Here is a 13,484-nt window from a genome sequence, read left to right on the forward strand (position 1 = left end):
CTCGACGACGGCGGGGGCGGCGCGCAGATAGTCGCGGGCGGCGGCCAGCCTGGTGCGGCTGCCGGCAGGGAAGCCGTCGGAGGCGCCCGCGTCCAGGGACTCCAGCATGGCGTCGAGCGAGCCGAAGCGGGTGATGAGGGCCGCCGCGGTCTTCTCGCCGACGCCGGGGACGCCGGGCAGGCCGTCGCTCGGGTCGCCGCGCAGGGTGGCGAAGTCGGCGTAACAGCGGCCGGGGATGCCGTATTTCGCGGTGACGAACGCCTCGTCCACGATCTGCAGGTTGCGGATGCCGCGCGCGGTGTAGAGGACGCGGACCGGGCGGGTGTCGTCGACGAGCTGGAACAGGTCGCGGTCGCCGGTGACGATGTCGACGGCCCCCGTGGCCTGGTGGGTGAGCGTGCCGATGACGTCGTCGGCCTCGTAGCCGGGCGACTCCAGGCGGGCGATGCCGACGGCGTCGAGCACCTCCTGGATGACGGCGATCTGCGGCACGAGCGCGTCGGGCACCACCTCCTGGTCGCCGTGGGCGACGCGGTGCGCCTTGTACGTCGGGATCGCCGCCACCCGGAAGGCGGGCCGCCAGTCGGCGTCCATGGTCGCCACGAGCTCCGTGGGGGAGTGCCGGCGCACGAGGGTGGCGATCATGTCGATGAGGCCGCGTACCGCGTTGACGGGCGAGCCGTCCGGAGCCGTGATCGAGTCCGGGACGCCGAAGAAGGCCCGGAAGTAGAGAGACGGGGTGTCCAGAAGCATCAGCACCTGTCTATGGTCGCACTCCCGGCGGGTCCTCGCCCTCTCCTCCCTCCGGCCCCAGGATGCCCACCGCGAGCAGGCACGCGTCGTCCTCCGGGTTGGGGCCGCCGATGTCGGACAGGAGACGGTCGAGCCCGGCTTCCAGATCGCGGCCCGGCACGTCGCGGGCGGCGGCCAGGGCCAGGTCGAGGCCGACGTCGATGTCGCGGGTACGCCGCTCCACCAGCCCGTCGGTGAACATCAGCAGCAGGTCGCCGGGCAGCAGCCGGGTGGTGGCCAGCTCGTACGGTCGGCCGGAGGTGGCGCCGAGCAGCACCCCCTTGGGCTGGTCGAGCCGGCCGGCGGCCCCGTCGCGCACGAGGATGGGCGCCATGTGGCCGGCCTGGCTCCAGGCGAACACCCGGGTCTCCGGGTCCAGATGGCCGATGATCGCGGTGGCGGTGGTGTCCTTGAGCTGGTGCAGGACCAGCTCGTTCAGCCAGTCCAGCAGCCGGTTGGCGGGCCGGCCGGTCATGGCGAGGCCGACGAGGGCGTGGCGGAGCTGGGCCATGCGGGCGATCGCGGGCAGGCCGTGGCCCGAGACGTCGCCGATGGCCAGCAGCAGGCGGCCGTCGGGGGCGGGCGCGGCCTCGAACCAGTCGCCGCCCAGGTTCGCGGTCTTCTCGGCGGGCACGTACCGCACCGCGATCCTGGTGTGCCGCAGGTCGGGGGGGCAGGCGGGGTCGGGCAGGATCGCCTCGCGCAGGGCCAGCATCACGTGGCGCTCCTCGGCGGCCTGCTCGCGGGCCTCCAGGAGCTGGCGGCGCGACTCCGACATCATGCGCTCGGCGCGGCGGCGGCCGGTGATGTCCTGGATGACGCCGTGCAGGCCGATGGGCCCGCCGGGGGCCATCAGCGGCTCCAGCACCATCCGCACGTCGCGCAGCTCGCCTCCGCGGCGGATGCGGAACTCGGCCTGGACCGGCTCGACGCCCTGAACGGCGGAGCACAGCAGCTGGTCGAGCGCCGCCACGTCCGCGGGCTCGACGTGCTTGGCCAGGTGCGACAGGGCGATGGGGCCCTCGCCGGGGTCGCGGCCGAAGATCGTGTACACCTGGTCGGACCAGATCGTCTCGCCGGTGTGGAGGTGCCATTCCGCCCAGCCCATGTTGCCGAGCCGCTGGGCGTGCGCCAGCCGTACGGCGAGCATCTCGGCGTCGCTTTCTTGACCGAGCAGCCCGGCCGCGCCTATGACGTCGACCATAATCTCACTCTCAAAGTGCAGTGGATCTGGACAATTGTCCCCACACTACGTGATCGTTGTTGAACGGAGTGTAGCGATCGCTTCCCGTGTTGTGAGAGCTTTTCGCAGATTTTAGGAGGCGTGACCCGAGTAGATTGTGCCTGTGACGTCCTCAGACCTGTATCCCGTGTCCCGTTTGTCCGCCGTGCAGGAGGCCACCGCCAAGAGCGGGCTCGACGCCCTGCTGCTCACACCCGGCCCCGATCTGCGCTATGTGAGCGGCTACGAGGCCAAGCCGCTGGAGCGGCTGACGTGCCTGGTGGTCCCCGCGTCGGGTGAGCCCTACATGATGGTGCCCCGCCTGGAGCTGCCCGCCGCCGAGGCCTCACCCGCCTCGCGGCTCGGGCTTGAGTTCGTGGCCTGGGACGAGACCGACGACCCGTACGCGCTCGTCGCCGGGCGGCTGGGCCGGGTCGGCAAGGTGGGGCTGGCCGACCGGATGTGGGCCATGTCGTCGCTGCGCTTCCGCGAGGTGCTGCCGGGCGCCGAGCAGGTGCTGGCCGGAAGCGTGCTGCGGGAGCTGCGGATGCGCAAGTCGCCGGAGGAGGTGGCGGCGCTGCGCGCGGCCGGGGAGTCGATCGACGCCGTCCACCGGCAGGTGCCCGGGTTCCTGCGGGCCGGGCGTACCGAGCGCGAGGTGGGCCGGGACATCGCCGAGGCGATCCTGGCCGCCGGGCACGAGACGGTCGACTTCGTCATCGTCGCCTCCGGCCCGAACGGCGCCAGCCCGCACCACGACGTGTCCGACCGGGTGATCCAGGCGGGCGAGCCGGTCGTGGTCGACATCGGCGGCCAGCTGCACAACGGCTACTGCTCGGACTCGACGCGCACGTACAGCGTCGGGGAGCCGCCCGCCGACTTCGCCGCGTACTACGAGGTGCTGCGCCGCGCCCAGGATGCGGCGTGCGCGGCGGTGCGGCCCGGCGTGTCGTGCGAGTCGGTCGACGCGGCCGCCCGCGACGTGATCGCCGAGGCCGGATACGGCGAGTACTTCATCCACCGGACCGGGCACGGGATCGGGATCGAGACGCACGAGGAGCCGTACATCGTGGCCGGCAACGGCGAGCCGCTGGAGCCCGGCTTCGCCTTCTCGGTCGAGCCGGGCATCTACCTGCCGGGCCGGCACGGCGCCAGGATCGAGGACATCGTGGTCTGCACGGAGAGCGGCGGGGAACGGCTGAACAACACGCCGCGCGACCTCGTGGTCGTGTAGCGGGCCCCGCGCAGGTCTATCGGCCGATCTCTTCGGTGTATACCGTCCGAATCATGGCCGAACTTGAGCAATATCCGTTCATGCCCGGTCCACGGGGCCTCCCTGCCGGGACGTACTCGAAACGGCGGGAGAAGGAGCCGCTGGGCAAGGTACGGCTGCCCAGCGGCGACACGGCGTACCTCACCACGACCTACCGGGACGCGGCCGCCGTCCTGAGCGACCCGCGCTTCAGCCGGGACCTCAGCCGTCCCGGCTCGCCCAGGATGTTCCCCGGGTTCACCATCGGCGACGCGCCCGGCAGCCTCATCAGCATGGACCCGCCCGACCACACGCGGCTGCGCAGGCTGCTGACAGGGGTGTTCACGCCGCGCCGGGTCAACGGCTGGCGGCCGAGGCTGCGTGCGCTCACCAACGACCTCGTCGACGCGCTGCCCGAGGAGTTCGACTTCCTGAACGACTTCGCCTTCCCGCTGCCCGTGCAGATCATCTGCGACATCGTGGGCGTGCCGGGGATCGACGCCGTACGGGTGCGCGCCTGGTCGGACGCGATGCTGTCCACCTCCAGCCTGTCGGAGGAGGAGAAGCTGACCGCGGCGATGGAGTTCTACGGCTACGTCGCCGAGATGATCGCCGCCCATCGCGAGAATCCCGGCGACGGCCTGCTGGCCGCGATGATCCACGCCCGCGACGGCGAGGACCGGCTGAACGAGGAGGAGCTGGTGCGCAACACGCTCGGCCTGTTCCTGGCCGGGCACGAGACCACCGGATCCGTCCTGGCCAGGTCGATGTTCAGGCTGCTCGACCCGCGCGACGGCTACGAGCGGCTGGTGGCCGGGCCGGAGCTGGTCCCGAGCGCGGTCGAGGAGTTGCTGAGGACGGAGCAGCCGGGCGACAGCCCCCTGCTGCGGGTGGCGACCGAGGACGTCGAGCTCCCGTCGGGCACCGTGCGCAAGGGCGAGGGCGTGGTCGCCTCCTTCGCCGGCGCCAACTTCGACCCGTCGGTCTTCCCCGACCCGGACGTCATGGACCTGCGGCGCGATACGACGCAGCAGCATTTGGCGTTCGGCCGGGGCCCGCACTACTGCCTGGGCGCGAACTTGGCCAGGATGGAGCTGCAGGAGATCCTCGGCGTGCTGGTCGAGCGGCTGCCCGAGCTCACGCTCGCCGCGCCCGCCCGCGACGTGGCGTGGACGGAGGGCACCATCATCGTCCGGCCCGTGCGGCTGCCCGTACGCAAGGCCGGCCTGCGCTGATCGCGCGGTCGGTGAGCGCGCGCTGGAGGGCGTTCGAGGTCACGGGGTCACTGTGGCACAGTCGCTGTCATGTTCGCGGAGGTCACGTACGCCACCAGCCCCGGCTCCGAGCGGCCCAACGAGGATCTGGTGATCGCCGGGCCGTCCTGGGTCGTCGTGCTCGACGGGGCCACGGCGGCGGCCGGGGTGGACAGCGGGTGCGCGCACGACGTGCGGTGGCTGGTGACTCGGCTCGGCGGGGCGCTGGCGGCGAGGCTGGGCGTCGATGGCGACACGCCGCTGGCCGGGGTTCTGGAGGGAGCCATCGAGGAGACGGTGGCGGCGCACGGGGGCGGTTGTGATCTGGGCAACCCGGATTCGCCGTCCGCGACGGTGGCCATGGTGCGTGCCGGGCGGGGGCGGGTGGAGTATCTCGTTCTCGGGGACTCGCCGGTGATGCTCTCGCTGGTGGGCGGCGGGGTCGAGGTGGTGGCCGACGACCGGCTGGAGCGGCTGCCGGGCGGGCGGCCGTACACGGTGGAGCTGGTGCGGCGGATGCGCAACGTACCGGGCGGATTCTGGGTGGCCGGCGCCCGGCCCGAGGCGGCCTCTCACGGGGTGAGCGGGGCGGTGGACGTACGGGCGGTGCGGGCGGTGGGGGCGTGTACCGACGGGGTGGCGCGGCTCGTCGACTGGTACGGCTGGAGCTGGGACGACCTGGCGACCGCCCTGGACGGCAAGGGGCCGCATGCGGTGATCGAGGCCGTGCGCGAGCTGGAGGGGGTGCGCGGGCCGGTGCGCGGGAAGCGGCACGATGACGCCACCGCAGCCTGGGGGCGGTTGAGGGCTCCTACGCGCTGACCGTACCTGGACACGCTGGGGTGTATCAGACGTTGCCCGCGCCGCTCTGGCATGGCGAGGGCGGCGGAGGGAGTGCGCATGTTCGTCGGCAGGACGGCGGAGCTGGCCCTACTGCGTGCCGAGCTGAGCGCGGCGGGGGGTGGCTGCGCCAGGAGGGTGGCGATCGAAGGGCCGGAGGGGATCGGCAAGACCGCGCTCGTCCACCACGCGCTCGACGGGGAGGCGGGCGTGCGGGTGCTGGCGGCCAGCGGCGAGGAGAGCGAGCGGCAGCTCGGGCTCGGCGTCATACGGCAGCTCGCGGAGGCGGGTCTGGATGGGGCGGAACCTGAAGGCTCGCCAGTCGCGGGGCCGGAGGGCTTCGCGGCGGCGGGGCTCAAGGCGATGGGGCAGGATCCGTGCGCGGCGGGGCAGGCGATCTGCGATGTCATCGGGGCGTTGCAGGCGCACGGGCCGGTGGCGGTGCTGGTCGACGACGCGCAGTGGGCGGACCGGCCGTCGCTGTGCGCCCTGGGCTATGTGCTGCGGCGGATGCGGGCGGGCCGGGTGCTGGTGCTGGTCGCCTGCCGCGACCTGGCCGACCCATGGCTGCCCGACGGGTTGCGGCGCCTCTTGACCGGCGACGGCACGCTCCGCGTCACGCTCGGCGGGCTGAGCGCGGCCGATCTGGCGGAGCTGGCCGGCCAAGGGCTTGGGCCGAGTCGCGTCGAGCGGGTGCCCGGGCTCAGCGAAGAGGCGGCCGAGCGGTTGCGCGAGCACACCCTGGGCAACCCGCTGCACGCCCGCGCCCTGCTCGAGATCGTACCCCTGCCGGTCCTGGAGGACGCCGGTGTACGCCTGCCGGCGCCCGGCACGTACCTGCGGTCCTTCACCCGCCGCCTGCACGGCTGCGCCTCCGCCGCCCGGCAGCTCGTCGCCGCCTGTGCGGTCCTCGGGGGAGGGTGCCCGCTGCACGTGGCCGCCGCCGTGGCCGACGGGCTCGACGAGCCGCTGAACACCCTCGAGGAGGCCATCTCGGCCGGGCTGCTCCGCGAGCTGCCCGGCCGCCTGATCGACTTCCCCGAGCCCCTCGCCCGGGCCGCCGCCTACGACGGGCTCGGTGCGGGCACCCGGGCGCGCCTGCACCTGGCCGCCGCCGCGCAGGCCGGCGACACCGGTACGGCGCTGCGGCACCGGGCCGCCGCGGCGAGCGGCCCCGATGACGTCCTGGCCGAGGAACTGGCCGGGTACGCGGCCAAGGCCGCACAACACGGGCAGTGGCGGGAGGCCGCCGCCCACCTGGAGCTGGCCGCCGGGCTCACGGAGCCGACCCGGGCTCCGGCGCGCCGCGACGAGCTGCGCACGGCCATGCTGGAGCACGTCCTCATCGGGGGCGACGTGCTCCACGCGGCGCGGCTCGCCGGAGCCCGGACCAGACGCGACGCCGACCTGGGCGCCATGCGGGAAGCCGATGTGCGTGCTTCGCACGACTCCGACCCCCACGCGGCGCGCCAGTACGTGCTGGGCCGGCTGGCGTTCGCATCTGGGCGCTTCGATGAGGCGGCGGAGTCGCTGGCTCAGGCGTGGCGGCATCGAGAGCCGGGGTTCGCCGCCGACGTGGCGGAGCAGCTGGCCTGGCTGCACCTGGTCACGGGGGACCGGGCGGCGGCGGTGAGCTGGGCCCGGCTGGCGATCGAGCAGCCCATCCAGGGCGCGGTCGCCAGGCCGTACGACGTGCTGGCGCTGGGAGGGGCACCCAGCGCCGGCGCGCCACCGCACAGTCTTGCGGCGGCCGTCGCGCTCCTCGGACGAGACGCGCCCGGCGAGGCGTGCGCCGTGCTCAGGCAGGTCGTGGCCGGGGCGGAGGAGGACGGACTGCCGCACCACCGGCTGCTGGCCACCGCGCTGCTGGCCGCCGCCGAGCACGCGGCCGCCCGCTGGGACGACGCGGTCGCCCGCGCCGAACGGGCGCTCTCCGAGGCGACGGCGCTCGGCCAGCGGTGGCTGCTGCCCTGCCTGGCCGCGGTGTGCGTGGCGCCGCTCGCGGCACGGGGGCAGCACGAGCGGGCGCTTGCCCATGCCACCGCCGCCATGGCCGCCGCCCGCGGCATGCGTCATGCCATGGGGGAGGCCCAGGCGGGCCTGGCGATGGCGCTGCTCGGTGTCGAGGACGCGTCCCCGGCGGCGGGTGCCGGGGACGCGCTGCCAGGGGATCCGTTCGTGCCCGATCCGCGGCCGCGCCGGATCGAGGCGCTGGTCGCGGGCGGGCGGTTGGCGGAGGCGGAGCATGCGCTCACCGCGTTCGACGAGAGCGGCCCGGTACGGCCGGCGGGACCGCGCGGGCAGGCCGAACGGATCAGGCTGGGCGCGCTGCTGCTGGCTGCCAGGAACGTTCCACGGCAGGCCGAGGAGAGCTTCGGCCTGGCGCTGGCACTGGTCGAGTCCGGGGTCTGCCCTGTGGAGGAGGCGAGGGTGCTGCTGGACCTGGGCCGGCTGCTGCGGCGTACGGGCCGGCGCAGGGCGGCCGCGGAACGGCTGAGCGCCGCCCGGGCGATCTTCGAACGGCTGGGGGCGCGCCCGCTCGCGGACCGGTGCGGGCAGGAGCTGGAGGCGTGCGGCCTGGAGCCGCACGCCCCGGTACGGCTCGGGCTCACCCCCCAGGAGCTCAGCACCGCGACGCTGGTGGCGCACGGGCTGACCAACCGGCAGATCGCCACAGAGCTGCTCATCAGCGTCAAGACCGTCGAATACCACATCGGCAAGATCTACACCAAGCTCGGGATCGGCTCCCGGGTCGCCCTCGCCACCATGGTCGCCACCGACGCCCAGTCGGCGTAGGCGCCCGGCTCGGCACCCCGGCCCGCCTGCACCCCCGCGACGCCGGCCGGGGCCGGACGCTCGTCAGATCCGGATCCAGGAGGTCACCACCGGCTCGCCGTGTTCCGGGCTGACCCGGAGCCGCAGTGGTCCGGGCGCCAGCACGCCGGTGGTGAACCGGCCCAGTTCGTCCGAGCGCAGCCGGCTGCCGCCGTCCCGCCGTTGCACCTCGATGTCCGCCGGTCCGCCGGACAGCCGCCCCACCAGCCTGCCGTCCGTCACCTCCAGCTCCACCACCAGCCCGTTCCCGGTGAACGTCAGCAGCCGCGCCCGTCCGCCCCTGACCCGGGTGGCCGACAGCTCGTCCCACGAGTCGAACGTCAGCTCGGCCAGCTCCGCGTCCAGGGTCCTGAGCGCGTACGCCCGCATCGCCTCGTCGTACAGCTCCTGCGGGACCGGATCGAGCTGCCCGGCGATCGCCCGGAGCCGTTCCTCCAGTTCCATGCCATCGTCGTCCATGTCCTTCACCCCAGGATGCCGCTCACGCCGCGCTGGCTGATCAGGTCGCCCAGCCGTTTGAGGCATCGCCCCCGGTTGGGGCCGATGCTGCCGACCGCCATGCCCAGTCCGTCCGCGATCTCCTGATAGCTCGGCCGCGGGGAGGCGATCAGGACCCGCAGCAGCCGCCGGCACCGGTCGGGCAGCTCCTCGAACGTGCTCCACAGCAGCTGATCGCGCTCGGCCCGCTCGCTCTCCTCCTCCGCCTCCAGCAGGAGCAGCTCGGGCGATCGCTCGTCGGCGTCCAGCCCGAGCAGCTCCAGATCGTCCACCGGCACCGCCCTGCCGCTGGTGCGGAGGACGCGGAGCGCCTCGTGCCTGGCCGTCGTGGCCAGCCAGGCGCCGGCCCGGCTCGGGTCTCTGAGCTTGGTGAGGTGCTCGGCGAAGAGGTACCACGTCGACTGGCACGCGTCCTGGGCGTCGGAGGCGTTCATCAGACAGCTCCTCGACACGGCCCACACCAGCCCGCTGAAGCGCTGGTAGAGCCGGCTCCACGCCGCCGGGTCCCCGTCCCTGGCCGCCGTGACCAGAGCTGCGGTGTCGTCCACGGCGGATGCTCCCTCCTAGCCGGCGGGAAGCACATGATATGGGGTGAGCCGCTCCAGGGCAGGCGACTTGGCCTCATCGCAGGAAACCACTCAAATCCGGTACGGACAGCCGCCCCGCCACCAGTTGCCCGGCGGCCACGCGGGAGGACACCTGCTCCTGCGACATGCGGGCCGCTATCAGCCCCGCCACGAGGGGCGCGGAGAACGACGTGCCGCTCCACTCCGCCAGGCCGGTGAACGTGGCCTTGTCGCCCTCCTGCAGCGGCGCGATGCACGTGCAGGCCGGGTACATCGACGGGTCGGAGAAGCGGCAGGTGGTGCGGTGCGGGTAGCCGTACTGGTACGGGCCGGAGGTGAACGCGTTGACCAGCCGCTCGCCCGGCGCGTAGACCTTCACCCAGTCGCCGTGGTTGCTGAAGCAGGCCCGGCCGGCACCGTCCTCGCGCAGCGCGCCCACCGAGACGACCACGTCGCCCGCGGCGTTGACCGGCTCGGCGGCGTACGCGGCCGGCCAGAACGGCAGCGTCTCGCCGTCGTTGCCGGCGGCGGCCACCAGCACCGTGCCCGGGTGGCCGGCCAGCTCGTCCATGAAGTCGGCCAGGCCGAGCAGGGCGGCGGCGCTGTCGGTCCGGGTGCCGGCCGACAGGGAGATGATGTCCGGCCAGCCGTGGACGTCCATGGTCTGCAGCAGGATCAGCCCCAGCTCGTCCTCCATGGCGGCGCCGCCGTACGGGAAGGCGTTGTGGACGCGCACGGTGGTGGCGGGGGCGACGCAGCGCAGCACCCCGGCGATGAACGTGCCGTGGCCCACGTACGGCTTGATCAGGCCGTTGGCGTCGAGCTCGTCGCCGGGGGCGGTGACGTCGCCGTCCACCATGGGGACGTTCGGCACGCCCGCGCTCTGGGCCAGCCACTGGTGGTCGAGGTAGTCGTGGACGAGGCCGGTGTCGATGACGGCGACGGTCACGTTCTCGCCGCGGTCGCGGCCCGAGATGGGCGGGTTGAGCGGTCCGGAGCTGGGGATGGGCTCGTCGCCCGGGCACAGGTTGACGCCGGAGACCGACACGAAGTGCACGAGGCCGGCGGAGATGTCCTCGCCGGCCAGCAGCTCGACCGTGCGGCAGGCGTTCCTGGAGCCGACGGAGAGCCTGCGCACGCCGATGCGGTCCCGCTGCCTGGTCTGGGCCGGCCAGGACATGCGGACCGTGTCGGGGCCGGGCTGGAGGCGCTGGACGGCGGAGACGGCCCGCTCGGCATCGGCCGCCCGTACCAGGATGTGCCCTTCGAGGTAGGCGAACTCGGGCAGGACCCGCGTGGAGCCCTCCGCGGCGCCCTCCGGACCGGCCACCGCCCGCACGCCGTCCGGCAGGGCGTCGTTGATGATCTCGAGCTGCTCCCAGAAACGGGTGTCCGGTGTGGTCATCCTTGCCGTCCCTCCTCGTGGCTACATGTGTTAAGAGCGGCCAGAGCGCCTGCTGATACAGCGTGGACGCCCGAGGGGCGCGGCTTCTACGATCGGACTCGTGTCCGGGGATGATCCGCACGACCTGCTCGCCCAGGTCTTCGCGAGACCCAAGGAGGCCCTGACCGAGGCCAGGCGCGTGCTGGCCGGCGGGCGCGGGCCGTACGAGTCCTCGATCGCCAGGCAGGCGCTCGGCATCCTGTACCGCGAGTTCGGCGACCTCGGCGCGGCCATCAGAGAGCTGCGGCAGGCCGTACGCCTGGCGCGGCGTGCCGGCTCGGCCGACCGCGAGGCCGACGTGCTGGCCACGCTCGGCATCGCGCTGCTGCACGACGGCCGGACCAGGTCGGGCCTGGCCTCGCTCGACGCCGCCGCGGCCCGCGCGGGCCGGACCACGCGGGCCAGGGTGCTGTTCCGGCGCGCGGGGGCCCGCTGGATCCTGGGGCGGCACGGGGAGGCGCTGGAGGATCTGCGGCGCGCGGTGCCCGCCCTCCTCGCCGCGCACGACACCGTGTGGGCGGCCCGGGCGCTGACCCTGCGCGGGCACGTCTGCCTCGCGCTGGGGTCGGTGGCGCAGGCCGACGCGGACTTCCGTACCGCGCAGCGCATGTTCGGCACCACGAGCCAGGACCACGACTCGGCGGTCGCCGTGCAGAACCGGGGGGTCGCCGCGTTCCGCACCGGCGATCTGCCCGCCGCGCTCGCTCTGCTCGACGACGCCGAGCGGCGGTTCAAGGAGCTCGGGACGCCGATGTTCGACCTGATCGCCGACCGGTGCGCCGTCCTGCTCGCGGCCGGGCTGGCGCGGGAGGCGCTGGATCAGGCCGAGGACGGGCTGCGGCTGCTGGCGCGGATGCGCGGGCAGGCGACGCGGCGGGCCGAGTTGCTGCTCATCGCCGCCAGGGCCGCGCTGCCGGCCGCCGACCCGGCCACGGCCCGCCGGCGCGCCGCCGAGGCTCACCGCCTGTTCGCCGGCCAGCGACGCACCTGGTGGGCCGCCCACGCCCGGCTGATCCTCATCCAGGCGGATTTCGCCTTGTCAGGTGGGGCGGCAGGGGGCCGGAGTGCGGGGGATTCTGGCTTTGGCGAGCCGTCGCGGGATGCCCTGGGCAAGCTGCTGCGGGACGCTCAGCGGCTGGCCGGGCGGCTGGCGGGGCTGGGGTCGCCGGAGGCATGGCAGGCGCACCTGCTGGCCGGCCGGGCCGCGCTGGCCGTGGGCAGGGCGGCCGTGGCCGACCGGCACCTGGCCGCTGCGGCCACCGCCAGGCGCAAGGGCCCGGCGACGTCCAGGGTGGGCGGGTGGCTGGCGGAGGCGCTCAGGGCCGAGGCCGCCGGGCGGCCGCGCCGCCTGCTGCACGCCTGCCGCGCCGGGCTGGCCCTGCTGGAGGAGCACCGTCTCACGCTCGGATCGTCCGAGCTGCGCGCCCTGGCCACCGCCCAGGGCGCCGAGCTGGCCACGCTCGCCCAGCGCCACCTCCTCCGCACCGGCCAGACCCGCCGCCTGCTGGCCTGGACCGAGCGCTGGCGGGCCACCGCGCTGGCCGTGCCCGCCGTACGCCCGCCGGAGGACGACGACCTCATGGCCCGGCTGGCGGCCCTGCGCGAGGCCGAGCACCTGCTGACGCGGGCCCGCTCCGACGGCGTGGCCTCGTCCGCGGTGCTGGAGCGCGACAGGTGCCGCCTGGAGTCGCAGGTACGCGCCACGACGCTGCGCATGCGCGGCGCCCGCGAACGCGGGGAACGCGACGACGGCGCCGAGCGGATCCTGGCGGCTCTCGGCGAAGGCCGCCTGGCGGAGCTGGTGGTCATCGACGGCACCCTGCACGTCCTGCTGTGCGGCGCCGGCACCGTACGCCGCTACCAGGTGGGCCGCATCGCGGACGCCGTCGCGGAGGTCGAGTTCGCCCGCGCCAGGCTTCGCCGCCTGGCCTACGAGTCCCGCCCCGACCCGCGCGAGCTGCGCGACCTCGGCACCCGGCTCGAGGCCGCCGTGCTCGGCCCCGTCGCGGACATGCTCGGCGACGGACCGGTCGTGGTGGTGCCGCCGGGCATCCTGCACTCCACCCCGTGGGCCCTGCTGCCGTCCCTGCGCCGCCGCCCGTTCAGCGTGGCGCCGTCCGCCGGCGCCTGGCTGCGCGCCAGGGCCGCCGCGCGCCCCGCCGCCGGCGGCCGCGTCGTGCTCGTCCGCGGCCCCGGGGTGGCCAACGCCGAAGCCGAGGTACGCGAGATCGCCGCCCTGTACGACCGCGCCACCGTCCTGTCGGGAGGCCGGGCCACCGCGTCGGCCGTGCTGTCGGCCATCGACGGCTGCGACCTCGCCCACCTGGCCGCGCACGGCACCTACCGGGCCGACAGCCCGCTGTTCTCCTCGCTCCACCTCGACGACGGCCCCCTGACCGGCTACGACCTCGAACGCCTGCGCCGCGCCCCCTACCGCCTCGTCCTGTCGAGCTGTGACTCCGGCCAGATGGCCCCCGTAGGCGCCGACGAACTGCTCGGCCTGGCCACCGCCCTGCTGCGCCTCGGCACCGCCGGCATCGCCGCCAGCGTCGTCCCCGTGAACGACGAGACCGCCGTGCACGTCATGGCCGGCCTGCACGACGGCCTGCGCCGCGGCCTCTCACTCCCCGAGGCGCTGTGCCGGGCCAGAGGGGACGACGTGTCGTTCATAGCCATCGGAGCAGGCTGAACGGCCACGGTGCTGATACCTTGATCGATACCGCGTGATCATGAAAGAATTCTGCAATAGATGCATATTTCCAGGTATTGGGGGTCGTGGTCC

The 13,484-nt window shown here is 74.2% G+C and carries 10 protein-coding genes; 5 read left to right on the forward strand and 5 right to left on the reverse strand.

Translation table 11 applies throughout. The features are described from left to right. Positions 1-753, reverse strand: a 753-nt coding sequence (locus tag EJK15_RS49355) for a 5'-3' exonuclease (protein WP_138717417.1), incomplete at its 3' end; no start/stop codon positions are given. Positions 754-763: 10 nt separating this feature from the next. After that, a complete protein-coding gene (locus EJK15_RS49360; protein ID WP_138717398.1) occupies positions 764-1,996 on the reverse strand; it encodes a PP2C family protein-serine/threonine phosphatase in 1,233 nt (410 codons plus the stop codon). A gap of 142 nt (positions 1,997-2,138) precedes the next feature. Here EJK15_RS49360 and EJK15_RS49365 point away from each other — a divergent pair, with 142 nt between their 5' ends. From EJK15_RS49365 to EJK15_RS49380, 4 genes are all read left to right on the forward strand, one after another. After that, positions 2,139-3,248, forward strand: a complete 1,110-nt coding sequence (locus EJK15_RS49365; protein ID WP_171074979.1) for a M24 family metallopeptidase — start codon at positions 2,139-2,141, stop codon at positions 3,246-3,248. 53 nt (positions 3,249-3,301) lie between these two features. Continuing rightward, entirely contained in the window at positions 3,302-4,501 is a 1,200-nt protein-coding gene (locus EJK15_RS49370; RefSeq protein WP_138717399.1) for a cytochrome P450, read from the forward strand. 69 nt (positions 4,502-4,570) lie between these two features. Continuing rightward, entirely contained in the window at positions 4,571-5,341 is a 771-nt protein-coding gene (locus EJK15_RS49375; RefSeq protein ID WP_138717400.1) for a protein phosphatase 2C domain-containing protein, read from the forward strand. A gap of 78 nt (positions 5,342-5,419) precedes the next feature. Then, positions 5,420-8,155 (forward strand): helix-turn-helix transcriptional regulator, encoded by a 2,736-nt coding sequence (locus tag EJK15_RS49380; RefSeq protein ID WP_171074980.1) that lies wholly within the window; start codon positions 5,420-5,422, stop codon positions 8,153-8,155. Between the two features lie 63 nt (positions 8,156-8,218). Here EJK15_RS49380 and EJK15_RS49385 read toward each other — a convergent pair whose 3' ends face one another. From EJK15_RS49385 to EJK15_RS49395, 3 genes are all read right to left on the reverse strand, one after another. After that, positions 8,219-8,653, reverse strand: coding sequence for a hypothetical protein (locus EJK15_RS49385; protein WP_138717402.1), 435 nt, complete (start codon positions 8,651-8,653; stop codon positions 8,219-8,221). 5 nt (positions 8,654-8,658) lie between these two features. Then, positions 8,659-9,240 (reverse strand): RNA polymerase sigma factor, encoded by a 582-nt coding sequence (locus EJK15_RS49390; protein ID WP_138717403.1) that lies wholly within the window; start codon positions 9,238-9,240, stop codon positions 8,659-8,661. Between the two features lie 73 nt (positions 9,241-9,313). After that, positions 9,314-10,663, reverse strand: a complete 1,350-nt coding sequence (locus EJK15_RS49395) for a S8/S53 family peptidase (RefSeq protein ID WP_138717404.1) — start codon at positions 10,661-10,663, stop codon at positions 9,314-9,316. 100 nt (positions 10,664-10,763) lie between these two features. Here EJK15_RS49395 and EJK15_RS49400 point away from each other — a divergent pair, with 100 nt between their 5' ends. After that, positions 10,764-13,391 (forward strand): CHAT domain-containing protein, encoded by a 2,628-nt coding sequence (locus tag EJK15_RS49400; RefSeq protein ID WP_138717405.1) that lies wholly within the window; start codon positions 10,764-10,766, stop codon positions 13,389-13,391. Positions 13,392-13,484: the final 93 nt, after the last annotated feature.

Origin of the sequence: Nonomuraea basaltis, assembly GCF_005893125.1 — a bacterium.
Classification (GTDB): domain Bacteria; phylum Actinomycetota; class Actinomycetes; order Streptosporangiales; family Streptosporangiaceae; genus Nonomuraea; species Nonomuraea basaltis.